At 73.0% G+C, this 25,069-nt stretch carries 16 protein-coding genes and 1 pseudogene; 10 read left to right on the top strand and 7 right to left on the bottom strand.

Annotated features, from left to right (window positions below; genetic code table 11):
• Window positions 1-220 precede the first annotated feature (220 nt).
• Window positions 221-1,351, top strand: a complete 1,131-nt coding sequence (locus Psi01_RS11765; protein ID WP_204063991.1) for an alpha/beta hydrolase — start codon at window positions 221-223, stop codon at window positions 1,349-1,351.
• A 6-nt stretch (window positions 1,352-1,357) separates the two neighbouring features.
• Here the strand turns inward: Psi01_RS11765 and Psi01_RS11770 are convergent, their stop codons facing one another.
• From Psi01_RS11770 to Psi01_RS11790, 5 genes are all read right to left on the bottom strand, one after another.
• Window positions 1,358-2,722: a hypothetical protein gene (locus Psi01_RS11770; RefSeq protein ID WP_204063992.1), complete on the bottom strand. Its 1,365-nt coding sequence runs from the start codon at window positions 2,720-2,722 to the stop codon at window positions 1,358-1,360.
• 177 nt (window positions 2,723-2,899) lie between these two features.
• Window positions 2,900-4,117, bottom strand: coding sequence for a glycosyltransferase (locus tag Psi01_RS11775; RefSeq protein WP_204063993.1), 1,218 nt, complete (start codon window positions 4,115-4,117; stop codon window positions 2,900-2,902).
• Window positions 4,114-5,544: an MFS transporter gene (locus Psi01_RS11780; RefSeq protein WP_204063994.1), complete on the bottom strand. Its 1,431-nt coding sequence runs from the start codon at window positions 5,542-5,544 to the stop codon at window positions 4,114-4,116. The genes Psi01_RS11775 and Psi01_RS11780 overlap by 4 nt, the downstream gene beginning before the upstream one ends.
• Window positions 5,520-9,773 carry an MMPL family transporter gene (locus Psi01_RS43285; protein WP_239127508.1) on the bottom strand — a complete coding sequence of 1,418 codons (4,254 nt, stop codon included), beginning with the start codon at window positions 9,771-9,773 and terminating at the stop codon, window positions 5,520-5,522. The genes Psi01_RS11780 and Psi01_RS43285 overlap by 25 nt, the downstream gene beginning before the upstream one ends.
• Window positions 9,773-11,500 carry a fatty acyl-AMP ligase gene (locus Psi01_RS11790; protein ID WP_204063995.1) on the bottom strand — a complete coding sequence of 576 codons (1,728 nt, stop codon included), beginning with the start codon at window positions 11,498-11,500 and terminating at the stop codon, window positions 9,773-9,775. The genes Psi01_RS43285 and Psi01_RS11790 overlap by 1 nt, the downstream gene beginning before the upstream one ends.
• A 222-nt stretch (window positions 11,501-11,722) precedes the next feature.
• On the opposite strand from Psi01_RS11790, the gene Psi01_RS11795 reads away from it, so the two are divergent.
• Window positions 11,723-12,355, top strand: coding sequence for an IclR family transcriptional regulator (locus tag Psi01_RS11795; RefSeq protein WP_204063996.1), 633 nt, complete (start codon window positions 11,723-11,725; stop codon window positions 12,353-12,355).
• Between the two features lie 79 nt (window positions 12,356-12,434).
• Here the strand turns inward: Psi01_RS11795 and erm are convergent.
• Window positions 12,435-13,259, bottom strand: a pseudogene (gene erm / locus Psi01_RS11800) (ErmE/ErmH/ErmO/ErmR family 23S rRNA (adenine(2058)-N(6))-methyltransferase); the annotation flags it as partial.
• A gap of 293 nt (window positions 13,260-13,552) precedes the next feature.
• On the opposite strand from erm, the gene Psi01_RS11805 reads away from it, so the two are divergent.
• Both Psi01_RS11805 and Psi01_RS11810 read left to right on the top strand, forming a co-directional pair.
• Window positions 13,553-14,398, top strand: a complete 846-nt coding sequence (locus Psi01_RS11805; protein ID WP_204064065.1) for an alpha/beta fold hydrolase — start codon at window positions 13,553-13,555, stop codon at window positions 14,396-14,398.
• Window positions 14,399-14,512: 114 nt separating this feature from the next.
• A complete protein-coding gene (locus Psi01_RS11810; RefSeq protein ID WP_204063998.1) occupies window positions 14,513-17,038 on the top strand; it encodes an ATP-binding protein in 2,526 nt (841 codons plus the stop codon).
• A 24-nt stretch (window positions 17,039-17,062) separates the two neighbouring features.
• Here the strand turns inward: Psi01_RS11810 and Psi01_RS11815 are convergent, their stop codons facing one another.
• A complete protein-coding gene (locus tag Psi01_RS11815; protein WP_204063999.1) occupies window positions 17,063-18,682 on the bottom strand; it encodes a histidine kinase N-terminal 7TM domain-containing diguanylate cyclase in 1,620 nt (539 codons plus the stop codon).
• Between the two features lie 331 nt (window positions 18,683-19,013).
• On the opposite strand from Psi01_RS11815, the gene Psi01_RS11820 reads away from it, so the two are divergent.
• The 6 genes from Psi01_RS11820 (at window position 19,014) to Psi01_RS11845 (ending at window position 25,000) form a co-directional block, all read left to right on the top strand.
• Window positions 19,014-20,183, top strand: a complete 1,170-nt coding sequence (locus Psi01_RS11820) for a homogentisate 1,2-dioxygenase (RefSeq protein WP_204064000.1) — start codon at window positions 19,014-19,016, stop codon at window positions 20,181-20,183.
• Window positions 20,165-20,980: a hypothetical protein gene (locus tag Psi01_RS11825; RefSeq protein ID WP_239127510.1), complete on the top strand. Its 816-nt coding sequence runs from the start codon at window positions 20,165-20,167 to the stop codon at window positions 20,978-20,980. The genes Psi01_RS11820 and Psi01_RS11825 overlap by 19 nt, the downstream gene beginning before the upstream one ends.
• On the top strand, window positions 20,977-22,122 hold the full coding sequence (fahA, locus tag Psi01_RS11830) for a fumarylacetoacetase (RefSeq protein WP_204064001.1): 1,146 nt from the start codon (window positions 20,977-20,979) through the stop codon (window positions 22,120-22,122). Before Psi01_RS11825 ends, fahA begins: the two co-directional genes overlap by 4 nt.
• A 137-nt stretch (window positions 22,123-22,259) precedes the next feature.
• A complete protein-coding gene (locus Psi01_RS11835) occupies window positions 22,260-23,390 on the top strand; it encodes a L,D-transpeptidase (RefSeq protein WP_239127537.1) in 1,131 nt (376 codons plus the stop codon).
• A 98-nt stretch (window positions 23,391-23,488) separates the two neighbouring features.
• Window positions 23,489-23,923 (top strand): NfeD family protein, encoded by a 435-nt coding sequence (locus tag Psi01_RS11840; protein ID WP_204064003.1) that lies wholly within the window; start codon window positions 23,489-23,491, stop codon window positions 23,921-23,923.
• A 3-nt stretch (window positions 23,924-23,926) separates the two neighbouring features.
• On the top strand, window positions 23,927-25,000 hold the full coding sequence (locus Psi01_RS11845) for an SPFH domain-containing protein (protein WP_204064004.1): 1,074 nt from the start codon (window positions 23,927-23,929) through the stop codon (window positions 24,998-25,000).
• Window positions 25,001-25,069 lie beyond the last annotated feature (69 nt).

Below are 25,069 nucleotides of genomic sequence, written 5' to 3' on the forward strand. Positions count from 1 at the left end.
ACTTACGCGAGAGGCCTCGTTGTGAGGCAGACCTGTCAACCCACAATCCACCAGGGCGTTTTGTCACGGTTGTGATAACGACCACACGCGAGAGGTGATTTGTGCGCGAGGCTCAAGCGGCCCTCACCGTTTCGTTGCGCGCACGTATAGGCACGCTCGATCACCGGGTCTAGGGTCGCCTGCCACGGCCCCTGTCTTCAGGCCGGTGGAAGGAAAGACGATGCGACCTGTTCGACACGGGCTCCTCGCGCTCGCCACCGCGGTGGCCGTCGGCCTGCCGGGGGCGGCGCACGCGGCCGCGCCGCCGTACCCGGCCGCGGCGGACGGGACCCGGCAGGCGGAGCCCGCCCCGAAGGGCAAGAGCCCGTCGGGCCCGTGGCAGGCCGCGTACCCCGGTGGCGCCCGCGTGGTCCAGGAGCGCTGGCTCGACTCGCGCACGCTCGACATCCGGATCTCCTCGCCCTCGGTCAACGCGATCCTGCCGGTCCGGCTGCTGCTGCCCGAGGGCTGGTCGAAGCGGGCCAAGCGGACCTGGCCGGTGCTCTACCTGCTGCACGGCGGCGCGGACGACTACACCTCCTGGACCCGGATGACCGGCGTGGAGGAGCTGACCGAGAACGTCGACGCGATCATCGTCATGCCCGAGGCAGGCCGGGCCGGCAACTACAGCAACTGGTACAACAAGGGCAAGGGCGGTCCACCCGCGTGGGAGACCTTCCACACCTACGAGGTGCGCCGCCTGCTGGAGGTGGGCTACCGGGCCGGGACCCGCAGAGCCGTCGCGGGCCTGTCGATGGGCGCCTACGGAGCCATGAAGTACGGCGCGCGGCACCCCGGCATGTTCCGCTTCGTCGGCTCCTACAGCGGCGTCATGTCCACCCGCCTGCCCGGCATCCCCGACATCATCATGAACGCCCAGGCCGCCGAGGGGCAGGACCCGAAGGCGCTGTGGGGCGACCCGATCAGGAACCGGGACGTGTGGCGGGCCAACGACCCGGCCCACCTGGCCGGGAACCTGCGCGGCACGAGCATCTACATCTCCAGCGGCACGACCAGCCTGAACGGCGAGCTCGATCCGCCCGGCGCCCCCTGGCACCCGGCCCACCTGGGCGAGCCGGTCTCGGCCTACACCGCCAGGCACCTGGTGGCCAGGCTCCGGCTGCACGGGATCAAGCCGGTGGTGCACCTGTACAAGAAGGGCACGCACACCTGGCCCTACTGGGAGCGCGAGTTCAGGCGCTCCTTCCCGATGATCCTGAAGGCCCTCGGGCTGAAGGCTGACCCCGCGCCGAGCGAGGACGCTCCCCCGCCGGCCGACGAGGACTCCGGCTGGGGCCTCCAGGAGCCCTAGGAACGCTCAGGACGCGGTCAGGTAGACCTGGCCGAAGACTCCGCCGATCTTCTTCAGGTCGGCGGCCACGTCCGTGACGGGCGCCGACGGGTTGTAGACGGCGGCCATGCGGCGCTGGATCGGGCCCAGCTTCTCCAGCGCGTCCCAGGCGGTCAGGTTCTTCACGGCCCCCTGGGCGTCCGGCACGCGGGTCCACAGGTTGACCTGCTGGGCGGCGCCGTCCATGACCGGCGCGGAGACCCGGGTGGCGACCTGCTCGGCGGCGACGTCACCGGTCAGGCCGGTCTCCTCGGCCGCGACCTGGGCCAGCACGTCCCAGGCGCGGGCGCGGACCTGGATCCACTGGTTGCGCTGGGCGGCCTCGGCGTCGATCTTCCAGGTCTCGTAGCCCCCGTACAGCAGGCCGGTGTCGAGGGTGATCTGGTCGGCGTACCCGGCGATCAGGTGCGACTCGACCTTCTCCGGGGCGAGCAGCGGGTGGCGCTTGGTCATCTCGGCCTTGCAGTCCTCCTGCGCGCCGCAGGCGAACACGGGCACGACCGTGTGCAGCCCGAGCTGCTTGCCGGGGGCCGCCTGGCGCAGCGCGGCGGAGGCGGCGGAGACGAAGGCGGTGATCTCCTCCTGGGTCGCGAACGTCGTGTTGTAGCCGAGCTGCGAGGTGTAGCGGATCCCGGCCACCTCGGGACGCGCGGCCAGCGCGCCGATCCGCTTGACCGCCGCGGTGAAGGCCGCGGTGCCCGCCTTCCAGTCGTCGGCCAGCTCGGTGTCGATCCAGATCCGCAGCCCGTTGTCCTTGGCCGCGGCGACCGCCTGCCCGGCCGGGGTCTGCGCGGCGGCGGCGATCTCCTGCGCCGTCGCCGGCTGCACGGCGGGGGCGGCGGGCTGCGCGGTCTGCGTCGTCCGGCTCCGCGCTGAGGGGTCGGCGGGGCTGCCCGGCTCCGGCGCGCTCACCGTGCCGTCGCCGCCCTCCTCGTGCCCCTCGACCCAGCAGTTCTCACCGACCTCGCACTGCGGGGCGCCGGTGTCCTCGCCGCCCTCGGGCATCGGGGAGTTCTCGTCGCCGACGGCGCCGTCGCCCTCCAGTTCGGGGCAGGAGTTCCCGGGGGCCGAGCAGTCGATGAACTTGCCCTCGTACGGGCTGGCCTCCTTGAGGTGGGCGTTGTCGTTCTCCGCCCAGAACTTCACGACGTCGTAGGCCTCGTCCGGCTTGGCCAGCCAGCGGCACTGGATGAAGGCCGGGGCGTCGGCGCCCATCAGGTCCCGGCAGCTGCGGGGGTCGTCCTGCGAGGAGGCCGCCGCGGCGGGGGTCACGACACCGATCAGGGTGAGCATCGAGCCGACGGCGACAGCCCGCCGCAGAGTGATTCGCATGTCCTGAAACTCCCCGGGAAAGCCGGTCAAAACAACCGCATTGAACCCTATCCAGATCATCACTGTCCGAACAGGTCCGGTAAGGGATTCGTCAAACTTCCGGCACCCCGGCCCCCGCAGCCCCAGTCACGCCGCCCGTCTCCGGGTCCCCTTCGTCTCCCCGCCTTCCGGCGCCCTTCACATCCCGAGCGCGTCACACGCCCGCGCGACCCCGTCCTCGGCCCGCAGCCGCTCTCCCAGCCGCGCCGCCGCCGCCCGCATCCCCGCGTCCCGTACGGCCGCCGCCACCCGCGCGGCCAGCGCCCCGGCCGTCAGCCGCCGCACCGGCAGCGGGGCGGGCCCGGCGCCCAGCGCGGCCACCCTCGCGCCCCAGAACGGCTGGTCGGAGAAGAACGGGCAGATCACGCTCGGCACCCCGGCCCGCAGCGCGGTCCCCGTCGTCCCCGCGCCCCCGTGGTGCACCACGGCCGCCACCCGGGGGAACAGCCAGGCGTGGTCCGCCTCGCCGATCACGAACATGTCGTCCGCCCCGCCGTACGGCAGGCCCTGCAGCACCCCGCGCACCCCGGCCGCGCGCAGCGCCGCCACCACCGTCTCAGCGGTCGCGCCCGGATCGGCCGGGGCCATGCTGCCGAAGCCCGCGTAGACGACGGGCGGCCCGTCCTTCAGGAAGACCTCCAGCTCCGGCGGCGGGCTCCACGGGCGTTCCAGCGGCCAGTAGCCGGTCAGGTGCACATACGGCGGCCAGTCCGCCGGGCGGCCGACGACCACCGGGCTCACCCCGCACAGCACCGGCACCGCACCGGCCCGCGCGCTCCGGAACGGGCTGTCCCGCATGGGGCCCAGCGCGAGCACCCGGCCCCTGAGCCGGTTGACCATGCGGCCGAGCAGCAGCCAGCTCAGGCCCTCGATCAGGGCGTAGCTGCCCCTGTTGCCCCAGGACCCGAGCGTGCGCAGGGGGACCAGCGGGTTGGGGAAGGCCCGGGTGGGCTCGCTGGGCTGGAAGTGCATGAGCGCGTACGGCATGCCGTACCGCTCCGACAGGTGGTGCCCGAACCCGCCCAGCGCCGGGGCCAGGACCAGCTCGGCGCCGGCGCAGGCCGCGTCCACCTCGGCGGCGAGCCGTTCGGCCAGCGGCTCCACGACCCGGCGGAAGCCCCGGACGAACCCGGCGGGCCCGCTGCGCAGCCACGCCTGCCCCTCCTCGGACTCCACGATCCGCAGCGGGTCCACGCTGATCGGGCTGAACTCCAGGCCCGCCTCCCCGGCCAGCCCGCCGTACCGCCCCGCCGCGACGACCTTCACCCGGTGCCCGCGCCCGGCGAGCCCCGCGCCGAGGGCCACGCACGGCTGGGTGTCCCCCCGCGACCCGAAGGCCAGGATCGCGACCCTCACCGGAGGGTCACCAGGCTGACGACGGCCCCCACCGTGACGAGCCCGGCCGCGGTGAGCAGACCGGCGGAGTAGCCGAGGGTGAAGCTGGCGGAACCGTTGACGATCACACCGACGACCGCGATGCCGAACAGCCCGGAGACCTCGCGCGCGACGCTGAACACCCCTCCCGCCACGCCCGCCCGCGCCTCCGGGACGGCGCCCAGGACCGCCGAGCCCAGCGGCATGGTGAGCGCCGAGCCGATCCCGATCACGCACACCGCGGGCAGCAGCCCGGCCCAGCCGTCCCCCGGCCGCAGGAAGGCCACCGCCACCATGCCCGCCGCCACGAGGACCAGGCCCAGCGCGACCGTGCGGGCCGCGCCGAGACGGCGCTCCAGTGCCGGGACCAGCGGGGTGACCACCACGACGAGCAGGGCCAGCGGCACGAAGGCCAGGCCCGACATCGCCGGGCTGAAGCCGAGGACTCCCTGCAGGAACAGCGCCGTGAAGAAGAACACGCCGTTGACGCCGAGCCCCCACAGCACCTGGGCGATCACCCCGCCGGTGAACGCCCGCGCCCGGAACAGCGCCAGGTCGACCATGGGCTCCCGGCCCAGCCTCTCCACCGCGACGAAGACGGCGGCCGCGACCGCGGCGACCGCCAGCGCGGCCACGATCACCGGCGAGGCCCAGCCCAGCTCCGGCCCGAAGGTCAGCCCGAACGTGCCCGCCGAGAGTGCGACGACCGAGGCCGCGACGCCGGGGACGTCCACCCGGGCGGCCGCCTCGTCCCGGGAGTCGGGCACGGCCGCGACCGCGAGAGCGATCATCAGCACGCCGAGGGGGATGTTGAGCAGGAAGACCCAGCTCCAGTGGAGATGCTGGGTGATCCAGCCGCCGACGACCGGCCCGAGCGCGAGCGCCGCCGCCCCGGAGGCCATCCAGACCGCGACGCCGACCGACCGGCGCCGGTCGTCGCCGCCGACCGACACCACGGCCAGCATCGCGGGCAGGATCAACGCGGCCCCGCACCCCTGCACCAGCCGGGCCGCGACCAGCCCGCCCGCCGAGGTCGCCAGCCCCGCCCCGAGTGAGGCCGCCGTGAAGACCGCGAGCCCGATGACGAGGACCGTGCGACGACCGTACACGTCGGCCAGCCTGCCCCCGGCGAGCATCAGTCCCGAGAAGGTGAGGACGTATCCGGTGACGACCCACTCCAGCGCCGCCAGCGTGGCACGCAGTTCACTCTGGATGGTGGGCAGAGCGACCGTGACGACCGTGTTGTCCAGAGTCGTCACGAACCCGGCCAACCCGACGACCAGCAGAAGCAGCCCCCGCCGGTCCCTCGGACGAGGTGGCGAGAGGACGGGCCGTTCGGGCGAAGGCGCCCGGTCGGGTGGAGACGGCCGGGCGGTGAGGTCGCTCACCCCTCCTCCACCTCCACCCATTCCCACCCGGCTCCCCCGGCCTTGGGCCGTACGACCCTGGTGGTCCGCCGCTCAACGGCCACCCATCCCCCGGCCCGTCCCGGCTTCCGTTCCGGTTCCCGCCTCGGAACGGGCACGGGCGGCGGCACAGGCTCAGGTTCCGGCACGGGCTCCGGCGTGGGAGGCGGCATGGGAGGCGGCATGGGAGGCGGCGCGGGCGGGCCCTCCGGCCGTGAGGGCTCGTGCCTCGACTGGAACGGCTCGGAAACCGGCTTCCCCGGAGGCGGCGTCCCGGGAGCCCAGGCGGGTCTCTCCCCGCTCACCGGCGCAGGCCGTTCCTCGATCATCGGTGCAGTCGGCACCGGCTCCTCCGGGGACACCGGCGCGGCCCTCGTGATCCCTTCCCCGGCCACCGGCCCAGTCGGCGCGGGCGGTACGGCGAGCCCGGTTTCTGCCGCCGTTCCCGGAACGGGTCCGGCGGGTCCGGCAACCGGAGGGCGAGTGATCGGGACGATCGCCTTGTCGGCCTGGCGCCGTACCGGCGGCTCCAACTGGTCGATGAGGTGACTGCTGACCACCGGACCGCGCCGTACGGGGCGCGCGCCCTCGGCATCCGCCTCGGAGTCACGCGGGGGCGCCGGCGGTGCGGCGGGGGCCGGAGCCGATGACGTTGCGGCGGGCCGTACAGGCAGCGGGGGCGGTGGCGTCAGGGGGGCCGCCTCCGGCCGGACAGGCGACGAAGTCGGCGGGGTCGCCGCAGGCCGTACAGGAAGAGTCGGTGACGCTGCGGCGGGCTGTACAGGCGGCGGAATCGGTGGGGTCGCCGCAGGCCGTACAGGCGGCGGCACCAGGGGAGTCGGCTCGGGCTGTACAGGTGGCGGAACCGGTGGGGTCGCCTCAGGCCGTACAGGTGGCGGAACCGGTGGGGTCGCCTCAGGCCGTACAGGCGGCGGAACCGGTGGGGTCGCCGCAGGCCGTACAGGCGGCGGAGCCGGCTGTGCCGGGGGCGAGTTCGGCGTTTGCCGCTCAGGCGATGGGACGGGGGCCGGTGGCGCCTGGGCGGACGACGAGTCGGAAACCGGCTGCGCCGGGGGCGGCGTCGGGACCGCTTGGGCGGGTGGTGGGGTGAGGAGCGGCTGGAGGGGAGGAGCCGTGGGGGGCTGGACCGGGTTCTGGGGGGGTGGGGAGGGGTCCTCGTCTTCCTCGGCCCAGTGCCAGCCGGGGCCGTCCACGTTGGGCTTGATGACTTTCTTGCGCTTGCGTGCGGGGGTCGGGGCACCCGCCGGTACGGCCTGCGCGGGAGGCATCGGGGGCCTCGGGGGTGCCGGGGGCGGCAGGGGAACGGGTTCGGGTGCCGGGGGCCGGGGCTCGGAACCGTTCGCCGGGACCTGCGGGGATGAGGCGTCCAGGGGGAGCCAGGGATAGGGGTTCGAGCGCTGCTGACGGGAAGACGACTTCGGCTCCGGGTCGGGCGGGGAAGCCGGTGGAGGGGCCTGCGGGGGCGGCGTGGGGGTCTGGGAAGCCGACGCGGAGGTCTGGGAGGCGGGGTCCGGGGAGTGGGGGGCCCGGGACGACGGGATCAGGGGGGAGAGCCGCGGCGCGGGAGGGGGAGGCGGGGAGGCGGGCGCCGAGGGAGACTCCGTACGGCGGGCGAAGGAGGGCCTCAGACGGCGGGAGGACGCTTCCCTGTGGCGCGGGGAGACGGTCTCCAGGAGGCGGGGGGAACCGGGCTCCGCGAGGTGGGGCGAGGCGGGTTCCATCGGATGGGCGGAGGCGGGCCCCGCGAGGTGGGGCGAGGCGGATTCCATCGGATGGGCGGAGGCGGGCTCCGCCAGGTGGGGTGAGGCGGGGGCCGGAGGGTGGGACGAGGCGGGTTCCAGGGGGCGGGCCGGAGGGGGGTCCAGGCGGCGGGCCGGTACGGGCTCCAGGGGGCGGGGGGTGCGCGGGGAGGCGGGGCCGCCTTCGCGTTCCACGGTGACGTAGGTGCCGCGGCCGGGCGGGAGCTCGCCGCGGGGGAGGACGTGCTCGCGGATCTCGATCCGGCGGTGGAAGCTCCGCAGGGACGCGGGCAGCCACCAGTTGGCGTCGCCCATCAGGCGCATCGTCGCGGGCACCAGCAGGGCGCGGACCAGGGTGGCGTCCACCACGATGGCCACGAACATGCCGACGCCGAGCATCTTCACCACCGTGATCCCGGCGGTGGAGAAGGCCGCGATGACCACCAGCAGCAGCAGGGCGGCGCTGGTGATCATGCCGCCGGTCCGTTCCAGGCCGGCCGCCACGGCGGCGGTGTTGTCCCCGGTCCGCAGCCACTCCGCGCGGACCCGGCTGAGCAGGAACAGCTCGTAGTCCATCGACAGGCCGAACACCACCGCCAGGATCAGCACCGTGACGGTCGCCTCGATGCTCCCGGTGGGGGTGAAGCCGAGGAAGCCGGCCAGGTGCCCGTCCTGGAACGCCCACACGATCACTCCGAAGGAGGCGCCCAGGGACACGACGTTCATCAGGATCGCCTTGATCGGCAGCAGGATCGAGCCGAACGCGACGAACAGCAGCAGGCCGGTCATCAGGCAGACGATGAGCGCGGTCCACGGCAGCGTGGACTTCAGGCTGGACTCCAGGTCGAGCTGGGCGGCGGTGGGCCCGCCGACGACGACGTCCTGGATGTTCGGCTCGGAGGCCAGGTCGCGGATCTCCTGGACCAGCGCCCTGGCCTCGTCGGACATCGGGTCCTTGTCGTAGCGGACCGCCAGCCGTACCGCGCCGTTGTTCTGCGAGACGCCCGTGACGTCGACCCCGGTGACGTGGTCCAGCTTCTCCAGCCGGTCCGCGAAGGGCTTGACGTCCAGCGGGCCGATCTCGGTGACGGGGGTGATCCCGGAGTTGCCGGCGCCGACGGGACCGGGCTGCCCGCCCACGTCCGAGGACAGCGCCCCCGGGGCCGCGGCGGTCATCGGCCCGACCAGGTCGCGCTCGACGAGCACGATCACGTCGATGGGCGACATCGCGTTCCTGGCGAAGTCCCGGTCGATCCGCTCGGCGACCTGGCGGCTCTCGAACCCCTCGGGCAGCACCCGGTGGTCCACGCTGCCGAACCGCGCGTGTCCGAACGGCGCGGCCAGCGCGACCAGCAGCACGCCGACGCCCACCAGATAGATCACGGGGCGTCTCATCACGCTGGAGGCGATGGCGTGCCAGGTCCCGCCCCGGTGCCGGCCGCCGAAGTCCGGCACGACCCTGATCGCGTCCACCTTCGGGCCGAGCACCGCCAGCAGGGCGGGCAGCACGATCAGCGCCGCCGCCATCGCGACGAGCACCACCGCCGCCGCGCCCAGCCCGATCGAGCGCAGGAACATCTGCGGGAACAGCAGCAGCCCGCACAGCGCGGTCGCCACGGTCAGGCCGGAGAAGGCGACCGTCCGCCCGGCCGTCATCATGGTCCGCACGATGGCCGTCTCCACCGGCGTCTCGCGGCGGATCTCCTCGCGGAAGGCGTTCAGGACGAACAGGGAGTAGTCGATGGCCAGGCCGAGGCCGAGCATCGTGACGACGTTCAGCGAGAAGACCGAGACGTCGGTGATCTCGGTGAGCAGCCGGAGCAGCGCGAGCGCGCCGATCACCGACAGCAGGCCGACGACGAGCGGGAGCCCGGCGGCCACCAGGCTGCCGAAGACGATGACGAGCAGGACGAGCAGGACCGGCATCGAGATCGCCTCGGCCTGCTGCAGGTCGAGGCCGGTCTGCGTGTTGAGGTCCATGAGCAGCGGGATCCGGCCGCCGATCTGGACGACGTATCCGGTGGGGGCGTCGCGGATCCGGTCCCTGATCGCGTCGTAGCCGCTCTGCTTGACCGGCTCGCCGCCGTGCAGGCTGATCAGCGCGTAGGTGGAGTGCCGGTCGGTGGAGGCGAGCTCCTTGGCATCGGTGCTCCAGTAGGTGGAGTACCGGGCGACGTGCTCGGCGGGCAGCGCTTTCAGCGCCGCGTCCACCGCGTCCCTGAACCGGTCGTCGTCGACGTCGATCGCCGGGTTCGTGTAGAGCACCACCACGTCGGGCGCGCTGCCGCCGAACCACTTGCCGCCCCACTGCGCGGCCATGGTCGACTCGGCGCCCGGATCGTCGAACCCGCCGTCGGACATCCGGCCGAACAGCCCCAGACCGAAGTATCCGGCCAGGACCGCGAACAGGGTCCCGAGTGCGAGCAGGGACCAGCGTCCGCGGTAGACGGTCCGTCCAAGCGACTCGAACATCAGGCCCGGGAGCCCTCTGCCGCCGTCGTGAAGGCGCCGTCCAGATAGGCCTGCGCGCACGCGCGGCGGGCGATCTTCCCGCTGGAGGTGCGCGGTACGGCTCCCGCCTCGACCAGCGCGAACTCGTGCACCCGAAGGTCGTGGTTCCTGGCGACGGCGGCCCTGACGTTGGCCGCGACCTCACGGGGGTCGCGGCCCTCGGCCCTGCGCGACCGCTCGGCCACCACGACCAGCCGCTCCGTCTCCTCGCCCGGGACCGCGAAGGCCGCCACGTGGTCCCTGCGGACGGCCTCGTCGGCCTCCTGCACGGTCACCTCCACGTCCTGCGGGTAGTGATTGCGCCCGTCGACGATGACCAGGTCCTTGATCCGGCCGGTGACGTAGAGCTCGCCGTCGTGGATCACGCCCAGGTCCCCGGTGCGCAGCCAGGTCCCCTCCTCGCCCTCCAGCTCGTTGCCGAAGACCTCGGCGCTGCGTTCCTCGTCGCGCCAGTAGGCCCGCGCCACGTTCGGCCCCCGCACCCAGATCTCGCCGACCTCCCCGTCGGGCACGGCCCGGCCGTACGGGGAGACGACGGCCACGTCCTGTCCGGTCGGCACCCCGCAGGACACCAGCTCGCTGACCCTGCCCCGCCCGGCGTCCGGCCCGGTGACCGGTACGGCCCGCCCGGCGGTGAGCGCGTCCCGGTCGAACGCCGTCACCCGCACGGGCAGGTCGCGGTCCATCGCGGTGACGAACACGGTCGCCTCCGCCAGGCCGTACCCCGGGGTGTGCGCCTCGGGCCGCAGCCCGCACGCGGCGAACTCCTCGGAGAAGCGGTTGATCGTGCTGCCGCGCAGCGGCTCGGCGCCGTTGAGCATGACCGCGACCCCGGACAGGTCGAGCGCGGCCTTCTCCGCCTCGGTCACCCGGCTCGCCGTGTACTCGTAGGCGAAGTTGGGCCCGCCGGTGAACACGTCGTCGTACGCGCTGAGCATGCGCAGCCACCGGACCGGGTGCATGACGAAGGCCACCGGGTCCATGAACACCGCCCGGTTGCCGCCGACGATCGGCGCGGCGATCGTCGCGATCAGGCCCATGTCGTGGAAGAGCGGCAGCCACAGCGCCGCCGTGGACACCCGGGGGGTGGCCCGGAAGGCCCGCCAGAGCTGCTCGGCGTTGGCGGTGACGTTGCCGTGGCTGATCTCGACCCCGGCGGGGGCGCGGGTGGATCCGGAGGTGTACTGCAGGTAGGCCAGGTCGCCGGGGCCGATCGGCTCGGGCTCCCACTCGTCGGCGAGCAGGTCGGAGACCGTGTCCAGGGTGAGGACGGCCTTGGGCCGGGGGACGGACCGCCCGTCGATGAAGGTCCGGACGCTCTCCAGCGCGGAGGTCGTGGTCAGCACGCAGACGGGGTCGGCGTCGGCGTAGGCGCGGATCAGCCGGTCGGCGTGGCCGGGCAGATCGGGGGCGAACAGCGGCACCGCGATCACCCGGGCGTACATCGCGCCGAGCATCGCGACCACGTACTCCAGCCCCTGCGGCGCCAGGATCGCCGCCCGCTCCCCCGGCAGCGCCACCTCGCGCAGCCGTACGGCCAGCGCCCTGGCCCGCAGGTCCACCCGGGACCAGGACAGCGTGCGCTCCGTGCCGTCGGCGGAGTCCGCGTAGTCCAGGAAGGTGTAGGCCGGGGCGTCCGGGATCTCCCTCGCCCACCGTGAGACTCGGAGGATCAGCGGCTCGCTCATGCTCGGGGTCCCCTCGCCGGAGTACAGGGATCTAGCAACTTACGGCAGGCGATACGTGCGGTTCTTGCCAAACCCCTGCACATTCCTCGTCGCCGGTTGTTACCGGCATGACAAGTGGGACCGGCCGTCCACGGCGACCCGGACCGGCCGTTCCCGCCTCCCTGCGCCGGGTCCGCCATCCCCGATAATCGGAACCATGCACCCCACCCCGCGGACGCGCTGATGGCGGCCGAGTCGTCGCAGACCCTCGAGCGCGGCCTGCGCCTGCTCCGCCTGCTCGCCGACGGCCACCGGGGGCTCACCCCCACCGAGCTGGCGGCCGAGCTGGGGCTGAGCCGGCCCGCGGTCTACCGCCTGCTCACCACGTTGCAGGAGGGGGGTTTCGTCCGCCGCGACGGTGACGGCCGCGTGCACCTGGGCTTCGGCGTGCTCGTGCTGGCGCGGGCCGTTCACCCCCTGCTCCGCGAGGGGGCGCTGCCGGCCCTGCGCCGGCTCGCCGAGGAGGTCGGCGCCACCGCCCACCTCACCATCGCCGAGGGTGACGACGGCCTCGCGGTGGCGGTGGTCGAGCCGTCCTGGACCGACATGCACGTCGCCTACCGCGAGGGTTCCCGTCACCCCCTGACCAGGGGCGCCGCGGGCCTGGCCATCCTCGCCCTGCGGCGGGGCGGCACCGGCTACGTCGCCACCGAGGGCCAGCTCCAGGAGGGCGCCCACGGCATCGCCGCCCCGGTCCCCGGCCTGCCCTGGCTGGAGGCCTCCGTCGGCGTGATCGCGTTCACCCCCCTGGACCCGGAGACCGTCGGCCCCCGGCTCACCGCCGCCGCGGCCGCCCTGTCCCGCTCGCTCGCCTGACCCCCTCCCCGGACTCCCCGGTCTCCCAGGACTCCCAGGACTCCCAGGACTCCCCGGTCTCCCCGGGCGAGGCGGGAGCGAGACGGTCGAAGACGACTCGCCACTGGTCGGGGTGGACGTAGGCGACGACCGTGCCGGGGTCGAGGCCGGCGGCGGCGAAGGCCTCGTCGAGCGGGCCGGCCGGGTGGCGCGTCCGCAGGGTCGCGTACAGCGAGCGGCCGGGCCCGGTGAAGCCGTACTCGACGAAGGCGCGATAGCCGGGCAGGTCGGGCGCCTGCTCGCGGCGCTCGATCCGCAGGACGGCCGAGTCGACGGAGGGGACGGGCCGGAACGCCTCGCGGCCGACGCGGTCCGTCATCTCCCAGGCGTACCAGGGCCAGGTCCGCACGGTCAGCATGCTCCATCGGCCGAAGCCGCCGGTGCGCTTGCGCGCGTACTCCTCCTGGGTGACCAGGGTGGCCGAGGTGAGCCCGGGCGCCCGCAGGCACCAGTCGACGATCTTCGAGGTGATCGCGTACGGGATGTTCCCCACGACCGCGAACGGCTCGCGCGGCACGGGGGCCTTCAGGAAGTCCCCCCGGACGACGCGGATGCGGGGGTCGTCCCGGGTTCCGGCGGAGAGCCTGACCGCCAGCCGGGGGTCGACCTCGTAGCCGATGACCCGGCCGCAGGTCTCGGCGAGCGCCCGGGTCAGGACGCCCTCCCCCGCGCCGGGTTCGAGGACCAGGTCGTGGTGGCCGGCGGCCTTGACCACGCGGTCCACGATGTCGCCGTCGACGATGAAGTTCTGCGACAGGACGCGCCTGGCCCGGTCACGATCGTTTCCGCCGCCGGTCCCGCCGCCGCGGACACGGGCTTTCTTCTGGGTGTGGGAGTGGTTTCCGTGAGCGAATGAGTGCGCCACAGATATCGCCCTTTCGGGTCCGAGAGGAAATGGTCTCGGAAGGCCCGGGGCGCGAGTGGAGAAAGGCGTGCGTCCCTCTGGAAGGCGTGCGTCCCTCTCTACCGGCCCGGGGCCGGGTGGAGACGTATCCGGATGAACATCTGGGGTGCACGGCATATGACCGACATGCCGCTCACGCTAGACACCGCCGCGACGGCGCACAAACGGTTTTCCGGCGGCGGGCCGCCGCCGTGCGCCGGGGGTGAACACCCCGCGCCGGCCGGCTCGCCCGGAGGTAGGTTGCCGGCGTGACGATGATCGAGTGCAACGGGGCACGGCTGGCGTACGACGAGGCGGGGCACGGGCCCGCGGTGGTGTTCTCGCACGCGGGGATAGCCGACCGGCGGATGTGGGAGCACCAGTTCCGGGCGCTGTCCGCCTCTCACCGGGTGATCCGCTACGACTGGCGCGGCTACGGCGAGTCCGCCGACGCCGAGGGCGAGTTCGCCCACTACGAGGACCTGCTGGCGCTGCTCGACGCGCTGGAGGTGGACCGGGCCGTGCTGGTCGGCTGCTCGATGGGCGGGGCCTACGCGGTGGAGGCCGCCCTGGCCGCGCCCGGCCGGGTGGCGGGCCTGGTGCCGATCGCCTCCGGACTGGCCGGGCACGCGTGGCCGCCGGAGATGCTGGAGCAGGCGCGCGAGCGCGTGCACAGCTCCGTCCCCGCCGACCGGCTGAGCGCCTACCGCGACAGAGGCGCCGCGGTCGATCCCGCCGACGTGGATGCGATCGCCAGGGCCCAGGTCCTGTGGCAGGTCGCCGGTCCCGACCGCGGGAAGGACGACCTGGCCCCCGAGGTGTGGGAGGCGGCGGTGGAGATGTGCCGGGGCGTCTTCACCCGGCTCTGGAGCGGCCCGCCCTCGGCCGAACGGCTGCTCGAGCCGCCGGCCGCCGGCCGCCTGGACGAGGTGCGGCAGCCGACCCTGGTGATCAACGGCCTGTGCGACGTCCCGGGGATCCAGGCGGTGTCGGACCTGCTGGCCGACGGCATCGCGGGGGCCCGCAGGATCGACCTGCCGCGCACCGGCCACCTGCCGCCCCTGGAGCGCCCGGAGGAGGTCACCTCGGCCCTGACCGGCTTCCTGGCCGCCCTCCCCTGACCGGCCGCCCCGGAATGGCTGTCCGTTCTGACCCATTGACTACATGAATGGGTTGCCTTGTCCAAAGCTGGGCAGACACACGAGGTGCGGACGAGCTCAGGGGGGGACAGGGCCGTGACGACGGTGGACGCCGCTCGTGACTCGTGGCTGCGGATACTGCGCGCGACGGGTCTCCTCGACGCCCCGGAGACGTCGTCGCTGGACCGCCTGACCCGGCTGGCGGTCCGGCTCGCCGGTGCGGCCGCCGCCTCGGTCGCCCTGGGCGACCGGGACCGCCAGGTGATCATCAGCGCGGCGGGGCCGGACAACGCGCCGCCGGTGCCGCGCGGGACGCACATGACCTCCCCCCTGTGCAGGCGCGTCATCGACACGGGGGCGCCCGTCGTCCTGGACGACACGCGCTGGCACCATCAGACCGTCCACGGGCTGGCGGTGCGGGCCTACGCGGGCTTCCCGCTGCGCGCGGCCGACGGGGAGATCCTGGGGTCGATGTCGGTGACCGACACCGAACCCCGGACGTGGAGCGCGCGGGAGCTGGAGGAGATCGGCGACCTCGCCGCGGCGGTGGAGACGGAGCTCAGGCTGCGCCTGGCCCACGGCCGCTCCCTGATCACGGCCGCCCGGATGCGGGCCGTCCTCGACCACACGCCCGAGGCCCTCGTCTCGATCGACGCCGACGGGACGGTGACGGGCTGGAACGCCGCCTCCGCCAGGTTGTTCGGCTGGTCGGCCGAGGAGGCCCTCGGCCGGGACCTCGCCGAACTGGTCGTCTCCCGCGGCTCGCGGCACGTCTACTACCAGAGCCTGCGGCGGATGCGGTCGTCCGGCAGGCCTTCCCAGTCGGGGGACCGGACGGAGCTGGTCGCCGTCGACAGGGACGGGCGGGAGCTCCCCGTGGAGATGAGCCTGCAGGTCAACATCGAGTACGGCGAGCCGGTGTTCCACACGTTCCTGTACGACCTCAGCGCCCGCCGCCGCGCCGAGACGCTCCGCGAGGCCCAGCACGCCGTGACGCGGGCGCTGGCCAACGCCGGGTCCGCCGAGCAGTCCGCGACGGGCACGGTCACCGCGGTCGTCGAGACGCTGGGCTGGGCCTGCGGGGAGTACTGGCGCGTCGACCCCGACGAGAACGGCATCACCCGCGTCTACTCCTGGACCAGGCCGGATCTCGACCTGTCCGAGTTCGTCGACGCCGAGCCGGTCACCCTGCGTCCCGGGCAGGGGCTGCCCGGGGCGGCGTGGATGAGCGGCCACGACATCTGGATCTCCGACCTGACCGGCGACCCCCGCGACTTCCTGCACAAGGGGGCCGCGCTGAAGGGAGGGCTGCGCACCGCCATCGGCCTGCCGGTGCGCAGCGGCAGGCGCGTGCTCGGGGTCCTCGCCTTCTACGACCAGGCGGTCCAGGAGCCCGACGACGACCTCGTGGCCATGCTCGACGGCGTCGGCGCCCATCTGGGCCGCTACAAGGAACGCCGCCGCGCCGAGGAGCTGTCCCTGGCCCTGGCCGCCAGCCAGCGCCACCTCGACCGCATCGTCTCCCAGCTCAACGACTTCGTGTGGACCTTCGAGGTCACCGACGACCGCGACCTCAAGACGGTCTACACCAGCCACCCCGACAGCTTCGGCGTGTTCGGCATCCTGATGTCGCACGACGCCGAGGCCATCATGGAGACGGTGGCCCGGCACATCCACCCCGATGACGCGCCCGCCTTCGCCGCCTACCGCGAGACGCTCGCCTCCGGGATGGCCGCGGAGTTCGAATGCCGCATCACCGGCCTCGACGGCGGGATCCACTGGGTCTGGACGCGCGCCGTACCCCGTCGCCAGGACGGCCGCCTGTTCATCGACGGCATCAGCACCGACGTCACCGAGCGCCACCAGCTCGCCGACGAGCGCGAGCGCCTGCTGGCCCAGGAGCAGCAGCAGGTGCGCCGGCTGAAGGAGCTCGACAAGATGAAGGACGAGCTCGTCGCCGTGGTCAGCCACGAGCTGCGCAGCCCCATCGGAGCCATCCGGGGCTACGCCGAGATGCTCATGGACGACCCCGGCCTCGCCGGGGAGCACCGCACGTTCGTCGACGTCATCGACCGCAAGAGCGCGCACCTGCAGCGCCTCGTCGACGACCTGCTGGACCTGGCGCGCTTCGACGCCGGGCACATCGGCCTCGACATCCGGCCGCTCTCCCTGGAGCAGCTGGCGCTCCAGGCCATCGACGAACACCGGCCCGCCGCCACCGTCAAGCAGATCGTCCTGAACACCGCCCTCGCCCCCGGCCTGACCGTGCACGCCGATCCGGTACGGCTGCGCCAGGTGCTCGACAACCTGCTGTCCAACGCGATCCGGTACACCCCGGAGAACGGCGTCGTCACCGTCACCTCCGGCAAGGAGGACGACCGCGTCACCGTCACCGTCGCCGACACCGGCATCGGCATCCCCACCGAGCAGTACCCACGGCTGTTCGACCGGTTCTTCCGCGCCTCCACCGCCCTGGAGTCCGGCGTCAAGGGCACCGGCCTGGGCCTGGCGATCACCAGGGCGATCGTCGACGCGCACGACGGCACCATCGAGGCCCGCCCCGGCCGGGAGCGCGGCACCGTCTTCACGGTGCGCCTGCCCGCCACCCCGGCGAAGGACTGACTCGGGCCGCCTCACCCGGACGGCTCAGGCCGCCTCGCCGGGACCGGATTCCAGAGCGCGCGGCGGGTGGGCGGCGGCGAGCTCGACCCGGTCGCGCCCCAGCCGCTTGGCCCCGTACAGCGCCCGGTCGGCCTCCCGCAGCAGGTCCCTGGGCCCCTGCCCCGGCGCGAGATCGGCGACGCCGGCGCTGAAGGTGACCGTCAGGTGGCGCCCCTCGACCTCGACCGGGGTCCGGCCCACCCGGCGGCGCAGGTCGTCGAGCCGGGCGCGGGCCTCCTCGGCGCCGGCTCCGGGCAGCAGGAGCACGAACTCCTCCCCGCCGTAGCGCACGACCACGTCGTCGTGACGGACCTCACCGGCCAGCAGCGCGGCGACATGGGTCAGGACGACGTCGCCGGCGTCGTGGCCGTGGGTGTCGTTGATGCGCTTGAAGTGGTCGACGTCGATGAGCGCCACGCTCAGCGGCGTACCCTCCCCGGCGGCCCGCGGGATCTCGCGGGCCAGGATCTCCATGAGGTGGCGGCGGTTGTACAGGCCGGTCAGCGTGTCCCGCACGGCCTGCTCGACCAGGTCGGCGCGGAGCGCCTCGATCGTCTCCAACTGCTCGCGCAGCCGTACGTTGGACTCCTCGGCCTCGCGGCGGCGCCGGTTGGCCTCGGTGATGTCCCGGGCGACCAGCGCCCAGCCGATGCAGCGGCCGCGGCGGTCGTGCAGCGGGCTGATGCGCAGGTGCAGGTCGGCGCCCCGGCCCAGCACGTCCGTCAGGGTCTGCTCGGTGTCGGCGTTCTCGGACAGGACGAAGTCGAGTCCCAGGAAGTCGGCGATCGGCGTCCCGCTCGGCCCCTCCGGCAGTCCGGCCTTGCGCATCAGGGCGCGGGCGGCGGCGTTGACGTCGAGGATCCGGCCGGACTCGTCGATCACGGCGACCGCGTCGGCGATGGTGTCGAACACCTGCCGGTGCGCCACCTGGATGTACTGGGGCAGCGACCTGGCCAGCGCCCCGTAGACGATGAGCATGGTGACGGCCAGGCCGATGGCGGTCATGTCCACGGTACGGCCGTGCATCGGCATGCCGGCGATGTTGACCACTATGGGCGGGACGAAGGCCGCCAGCGTCCAGTCGTACAACTTCCGCTTGTCGCGTGGCGCGTGATGGCGCACGCGGGCCACCCGCACCATGCTCGCCGTCAGCAGGCCGTAGATGTAGACGGCGCTGACCCAGTAGCCCGGTCCCGGGACGGGGACGAACATCCCGTACGGGTCGACCGGCACCATGGCGGTGTAGAACCATCCCGACCAGGGGTCGCTCACGAGCAGGCCGAGGAGCAGCAGGGGCACGACCGCCAGCCACGCCACGATCCGGCGGGAGACCCGCCAGGCGCGGTCGGCCACGGTCATCGACAGGCAGAGGACCCCGGCCACGATGACGTGCATGACGAGGATCCCGCTGCTCACGACCAGCCGCGCCCCGGCGGGGCCGGGCGTCAGGATCTGGATGACGTTCAGCACGTCGAGCGCGACGATCCAGAAACCCACGAAGGCGTTCATCCGGAACAGCGGCGTCTCGCGCCGGTGCCAGGCGAAGACGGTGACCGCGGCGGTCAGAACGGCCGACAGCGCGAACGCGAGGGCGAGAGGCAGCACCGTGGACTTCCCCCTTCCACTCTCCGTGACCGTTCCGGCGCTCGATGTTTTCCCATATCGGCGCGCGGGCCGCCCGGTTGAGCACAAGCGGGAGGCGAATCACAGGGCACGCCGTACCGGAGATCCGTACCGGCCCGGCCGGGCCGGCGGGCGGCGGCGCGTTCACGGCCTCCGGGCGCGAGCTGGTCCGGGTGTGGCGTCCGGCGCCGGGCAGCCGCTGATCCCTCCCGACGCGGACTCCCAGGGGTTTGACATCCCCTCCCGGGTGACCGATGGTTGTTCGTATAGAGGACACAAATGTCCGTTAATCGGACGAGCGTGGGAGAAGCAGATGCCGTACTACCGCGTCGTGGGAGAGGTACCCCGTAAGCGACACGTCCAGTTCCGGCGGCCCGACGGCGGCCTTTACGCCGAGGAGCTGATGGGCGAGGAGGGCTTCTCCAGCGACTCGTCGCTCCTCTACCACCGGTACCTCCCCACCGCGATCATCAAGGCCGAGGCGGTCGAGCCCTCCGCGGCCTCGGTCCTGACCCCCAACCTGCCGCTCTCCCCCCGCCACTTCCGCACCCAGGACCTCCCCGCGGGCGGCGACCTGGTCACCGGGCGCGGGCTGCTGGCGGGCAACGCCGACGTCCGCATGTCGTACGTCGCGACCGAGGCCCCCAGCGAGCTCTACCGCAACTCCATGGGCGACGAGTGCGTCTACATCGCGAGCGGCCGGGTCGTGTTCGAGTCGACCTACGGCGTCCTGGAGGCCGGCGAGGGCGACTACGTCGTCGTCCCGACCGGGACGATCCACCGCTGGGTGCCGCGGGGCCGGGTGACGGCCTTCGTCATCGAGGCCGCCGGGCACATCCGCCCGCCCAAGCGCTATCTGTCGAAGTACGGCCAGTTCCTGGAGCACGCCCCCTACTGCGAGCGCGACCTGCGCACCCCGCAGGAGCCGCTGACCGTCGAGGGCGAGGAGGTGCCGGTGCTGGTCCGCACGCGCGGCGGGCTGACCCGGCTGGTCTACCGCAACCACCCCTTCGACGTGGTCGGCTGGGACGGCTGCCTGTACCCCTACGCCTTCAACATCAACGACTTCGAGCCCATCGTGAAGGGCATCCACGCCCCGCCGCCGGTCCACCAGACCTTCGAAGGCCCGAACTTCGTGATCTGCTCCTTCTGCCCCCGGCCGCTGGACTTCCACCCCGAGGCCGTGCCGATCCCGTACAACCACCACAACGTCGACTCCGACGAGCTGATGTTCTACGCGGGCGGCGACTACAGCGCGCGCAAGGGCTCCGGCATCGACGTCGGCTCGATCTCGCTGCACCCGGCCGGGTTCACCCACGGCCCGCAGCCCGGCGCCGTCGAGGCGGTCATCGACGCCGTACGGCAGGGGCACACCCGCACCAACGAGCTGGCCGTGATGGTGGACACCTTCCGGCCCCTGGACCTGGGCCCCGCGGGGCTGTCGGTGGAGGACCCCGCCTACGCGTGGACGTGGGCGCGATGAACCTCTTCCACGACCTCGTCGACGACGCGGGGCTGTTCCCGCCCACCGCCCTGCCGATGGCCGAGGCGCTGGAGCGGCACCGGGCCGACCTGATGAAGGCCCACCCCGTCCTCACCCACCGCTTCCTGTGCCCGGCCAGCCGGCTGCCCGCGCTCCGCGCCACCCTCACCTTCCCGATCAGGCTCGGGCTGATCCTCGACACCCCGGAGCTGCCGCCGCTCGGCGGCCTGGACGTCGAGCTGATCGAGATCCCCGGCGCCCGCTTCGAGACGCCCGCCGGGCGCGTCGAGGTGCCCGGCGGTCGGGGCGGCCCGCTCGACGTGAAGGCCCGCCAGTTCGTCGAGGTCACCGCCGGCCGGCTGCCCGTGCGCCTCCCGCCGGGGACCGGTCTGAAGATCCGGTGCGGCGGCCTGTCCGCGGAGGCCTTCCCCGGCGCCCACGACCTGGGCTCCTTCATCGCCTACTGCGTGGACAACGACATCCCGTTCAAGGCCACCGCCGGGCTGCACCACGCGGTCCGGCACTTCGACCCGGCGCTCGGCGTCGACCGGCACGGCTTCCTCAACCTCGTCCTGGCGGTCTGCGAGGCCGTAGAGGGGCACGACCCGGTGCCGGTGCTCAAGCTGACCGACGTCGGAGAGCTGGTCCGGCGGGCGGGGGCCGTACCCCGGGAGACCGCCGGGCGGGCCAGGGAACTGCTGGTGTCGTACGGCTCGTGCAGCACGAGCACCCCGATCGAGGACCTGCGCGCGCTCGGACTGACCGACGGACCACGCGAAGAGGAGAACGCCCGATGACCGCGAGCCCCTGGGGCCTGGACAACCTGCCCTACGGAGTCTTCACCCGGACCGGGGGTGAGACCCCGCGTGTGGGCGTCCGGTACGGCGACCACGTGCTCGACCTGGCCGGGGCGCTGCACGACGAGGTGTTCGCCACCGGCTCGCTCAACGCCTTCATGGCCAGGGGCGCGGCGGCGTGGCGGGACACCCGCGCGCTGATCCGCAACAAGCTGGACACCGACCCGGCGGCCGTCGAGCCGCACCTGATCCCGCTCGACCGGGTCACCATGCACCTGCCGATCGAGGTCGCCGACTACGTCGACTTCTACTGCTCCCTGGAGCACGCCTCCAACCTGGGCCGGATGTTCCGCCCCGACGACGAGCCGCTGAAGCCGAACTGGCGGCACCTGCCGGTGGGCTACCACGGCCGGGCCGGGACCGTCGTGCTCTCCGGCACCCCGATCACCCGTCCGTCGGGCCAGCGGGGCGCCGGGGTCTTCGGGCCCTCGGCCAAACTGGACATCGAGGCGGAGCTCGGCTTCGTCGTCGGCACGCCGGCCCCGATGGGCGCTCGCGCGGGCCGGTTCGAGGACCACGTCTTCGGTGTGACGTTGGTCAACGACTGGAGTGCGCGCGACATCCAGGCGTGGGAGTACGTCCCGCTCGGGCCTTTTCTCGGTAAGTCATTCGCGACCTCCGTCTCCCCGTGGATCACCCCGCTGGAGGCGCTCGCCCACGCGCGCGTGCCCGGCCGCGAGCAGGACCCCGAACCGCTGGAGTACCTGCGCCGCGGCGAGCCCTGGGGTCTGGACCTGGCTCTGGAGGTCCGCCTGAACGGCGAGGTCGTCTCGCGTCCGCCGTACCGCGAGATGTACTGGACGCCCGACCAGATGCTCGCCCACATGACCGTCAACGGCGCGTCTCTGCGGGTCGGCGACCTGTACGCCAGCGGCACGGTCTCCGGCCCCGAGGCGGGGCAGCGGGGCTCGCTCATCGAGCTGACCTGGAACGGAACCGAGCCGATCAAGCTGTCCGACGGGTCGGTGCGGACGTTCCTGGAGGACGGCGACACCGTCACGATCACCGCCACGGCGCCGGGGCCGGACGGCGGGTCGATCGCCCTGGGAGAGGTGTCGGGAACCATCCGTCCTGCGAGGTAGGTCCGCGATGTGACTCGGCGTGCTTAAGGAGTGACACAGCGCTAACCTAGGCAGCCGACTGTTCGCGAACTCCCCGGAGGCAGGAAGCGATGCGGCGCGCCGCAGCCCCTCTCACCATCCTTCTTCTCGTGTTCTCCATGACCGGCTGCCCTCCGGCCGCGCCCGGCGGTGACCGGACGCCCGAGGCGGCCAGGCCCACGGTGCGGATCGACCCGCAGCCGGGCTCGGAGCGGGCCCCGACCGGGCGGGGCCTGACCGTCCAGGCCAGCGCGGGCACGCTGACCGGGGTGGCCGTCTACGCGGGCGACACCCCGGTGCCGGGCCGCCTCGACGCCACCCGGACCGTCTGGCGCTCCGAGCGGCCCCTGGACCCCGGTCAGCACTACTCCGTCAGCGCCACCGCCACCGGCGCGGACGGCACCTCGGCCAGCGCCGCCGGCCGGTTCCGCACCCTCACCCCCAAGCAGACCTTCCAGATCGCCTCCGTCACCCCGGAGCCCGGCGAGACCGTGGGCGTGGGCATGCCGATCATCGTCGACTTCGACGTCCCCGTGCGCGAGAAGGCGGCCGTCGAGCGGGCGCTGGAAGTCCGCACCGGAACGCCCGTCGAGGGCGCCTGGCACTGGGCGGGCGACACCCGGGTGATCTACCGGCCCCGTCACCACTGGCCGGCCGGCACGCAGGTCGGCCTCACCGCGCACCTGTCCGGCGTGCGCGCCGCCAAGGGCGTGTACGGCACCGCCGACCGCGTCGTGCGCTTCGCCGTCGGGCGCGAGCAGATCAGCACCGTCGACACCCGGACCCACCAGATGGTGGTGCGCCGCGACGGCGAGATCGTCCAGCGCATGGCCATCAGCGCGGGCATGGCCACCACCAGGGAGTACACCACGACGAGCGGCTATCACCTGACCATGGACAAGGCCAACCCGGTGCGCATGGTCTCCCCGAACCGCAGCGAAGGGGACCCCGGCTACTACGACGTCATGATCGGCCATGCCGTGCGCATCTCCAACAGCGGCGAGTACATCCACGCCAAGGACAACCTCTGGGCCCAGGGCCGCACGAACGTCAGCCACGGCTGCGTCAACGCCCGCCCGGACCAGGCCGAATGGTTCTACGAGACCTCGCTGCGCGGCGACCCCGTGATCATCCGCGGCACCGACCGCGAGCTCGAGTGGGACAACGGCTGGGGCTACTGGCAGCTCTCCTGGGACGACTGGCGCAAGGGCAGCGCCCTGTATCTCGACCTTCCCGCCAACCTCCGATAACCGGGCGCAGGGCGGCCTGACAGCCGGGACGGGCGCGACATACGGTGGAGGGGAACCTCCCGGACGCCGGGCCCGTTGCACTGGTAGGAGGGCCGAGCATGGATGATTGGGTCATCTGGTTGATCCTCGCGGTGGTTCTCGGCGTCGCCGAGATCTTCACTCTCACCACCGCCCTCGGCCTGCTCGCGGGCGCCTCGCTGTTCGCCGCCCTCTCAGCCGTGATCGGACTTCCCGTCCCCCTCCAACTGCTCGTCTTCGCCGGATCCCTCGTCGCCGGGGTCGTCGTGGTCCGTCCCATCGCCAAACGGCACATGCTCCAGCCCCCGCCGTCCCAGCGGTTCGGCGTGCAGGCGCTGGTGGGCAAGACCGCCTACGTGACCAGCGAGGTCACCGGCCGCGACGGCCGCATCAGGCTGGCCGGCGAGGAGTGGTCGGCCAGGGCCTACGACGAGACCCTCGTGATCCCGGAGGGGGCGACCGTCGACGTCATAGAGATCGAGGGCGCGACCGCTCTCGTATATCCCAGGGAGTGACCCATGGATCCGCTGCTGGTCGTCGGTATCCTCATCGTCCTGTTCGCCTTCTTCACGGTCGTGAGATCGGTGCGGATCGTTCCCCAGGCCCGGGCCAGGAACGTCGAGCGGCTCGGCCGCTACCACCGGACGCTCCAGCCCGGCCTGAGCTTCGTCATCCCCTACATCGACCGGGTCTACCCGATGATCGATCTGCGCGAGCAGGTCGTCTCCTTCCGCCCGCAGCCGGTGATCACCGAGGACAACCTCGTCGTCGAGATCGACACCGTGCTCTACTTCCAGGTCACCGACCCGCGCGCGGCGGCCTACGAGATCGCCAACTACATCCAGGCGATCGAGCAGCTGACGGTCACCACGCTGCGCAACGTCATCGGCTCCATGGACCTGGAGATGACGCTCACCTCGCGTGACACGATCAACAGCCAGCTGCGCGGCGTGCTGGACGAGGCGACCGGCAAGTGGGGCATCCGGGTCAACCGGGTCGAGATAAAGGCCATCGACCCGCCGAAGACCATCAAGGACGCGATGGAGAAGCAGATGCGCGCCGAGCGGGACAAGCGCGCCGCCATCCTCAACGCCGAGGGCCAGCGCCAGTCGCAGATCCTCACCGCCGAGGGCGACAAGCAGAGCGCCATCCTGCGCGCCGAGGGCGAGCGCAGCGCGGCCATCCTCAAGGCCCAGGGCCAGGCGCAGGCCATCGACGAGGTCTTCCAGTCCGTGCACCGCAACGACCCCGACCCCAAGCTGCTGGCCTACCAGTACCTCCAGGTGCTCCCCGAGCTGGCCAAGGGCCAGGGCAACACCTTCTGGGTCATCCCCAGCGAGGTCACCTCCGCCCTGCAGGGCGTCTCCAAGGCCTTCACCGAGTCCCTCCCCCGCTCCTCCGCCACCCGCGAGCTGTCCGGGGAGGACAGGTCCACCGCCGCCAAGGAGGCCGCCCAGGCCGAGCGGGCCGCCGCCGAGGCGGTCGCCGAGGCGGCCGAGACCGACGCCGGCCCCCGCCAGCTCGGCCCCGGCCCCGTCACCCCCGACGCCCTCGCCGACCTGCAGCGTCAGCACGACAACGCCCAGCCCTGACCTCTTGCGATCCCGCCCGCGGCCCCCTCCCGCGCCGACCGTGAAGCCCAGCTGTGGGCGGGATTAAGA

It is taken from the genome of Paraplanobispora siamensis (genome assembly GCF_016863175.1).
Lineage (GTDB): Bacteria > Actinomycetota > Actinomycetes > Streptosporangiales > Streptosporangiaceae > Planobispora > Planobispora siamensis.

What these genes read in the sequence shown, in the direction of transcription:
- Psi01_RS11765 (WP_204063991.1), top strand. Translation starts at nt 221, where the DNA reads ATGCGACCTGTTCGACACGGGCTCCTCGCGCTCGCCACCGCGGTGGCC.
- Psi01_RS11770 (WP_204063992.1), bottom strand. Translation starts at nt 2,722, where the DNA reads ATGCGAATCACTCTGCGGCGGGCTGTCGCCGTCGGCTCGATGCTCACC.
- Psi01_RS11780 (WP_204063994.1), bottom strand. Translation starts at nt 5,544, where the DNA reads ATGGGTGGAGGTGGAGGAGGGGTGAGCGACCTCACCGCCCGGCCGTCT.
- Psi01_RS43285 (WP_239127508.1), bottom strand. Translation starts at nt 9,773, where the DNA reads ATGTTCGAGTCGCTTGGACGGACCGTCTACCGCGGACGCTGGTCCCTG.
- Psi01_RS11790 (WP_204063995.1), bottom strand. Translation starts at nt 11,500, where the DNA reads ATGAGCGAGCCGCTGATCCTCCGAGTCTCACGGTGGGCGAGGGAGATC.
- Psi01_RS11795 (WP_204063996.1), top strand. Translation starts at nt 11,723, where the DNA reads ATGGCGGCCGAGTCGTCGCAGACCCTCGAGCGCGGCCTGCGCCTGCTC.
- Psi01_RS11805 (WP_204064065.1), top strand. Translation starts at nt 13,553, where the DNA reads ATGATCGAGTGCAACGGGGCACGGCTGGCGTACGACGAGGCGGGGCAC.
- Psi01_RS11820 (WP_204064000.1), top strand. Translation starts at nt 19,014, where the DNA reads ATGCCGTACTACCGCGTCGTGGGAGAGGTACCCCGTAAGCGACACGTC.
- fahA (WP_204064001.1), top strand. Translation starts at nt 20,977, where the DNA reads ATGACCGCGAGCCCCTGGGGCCTGGACAACCTGCCCTACGGAGTCTTC.
- Psi01_RS11835 (WP_239127537.1), top strand. Translation starts at nt 22,260, where the DNA reads ATGACCGGCTGCCCTCCGGCCGCGCCCGGCGGTGACCGGACGCCCGAG.
- Psi01_RS11840 (WP_204064003.1), top strand. Translation starts at nt 23,489, where the DNA reads ATGGATGATTGGGTCATCTGGTTGATCCTCGCGGTGGTTCTCGGCGTC.
- Psi01_RS11845 (WP_204064004.1), top strand. Translation starts at nt 23,927, where the DNA reads ATGGATCCGCTGCTGGTCGTCGGTATCCTCATCGTCCTGTTCGCCTTC.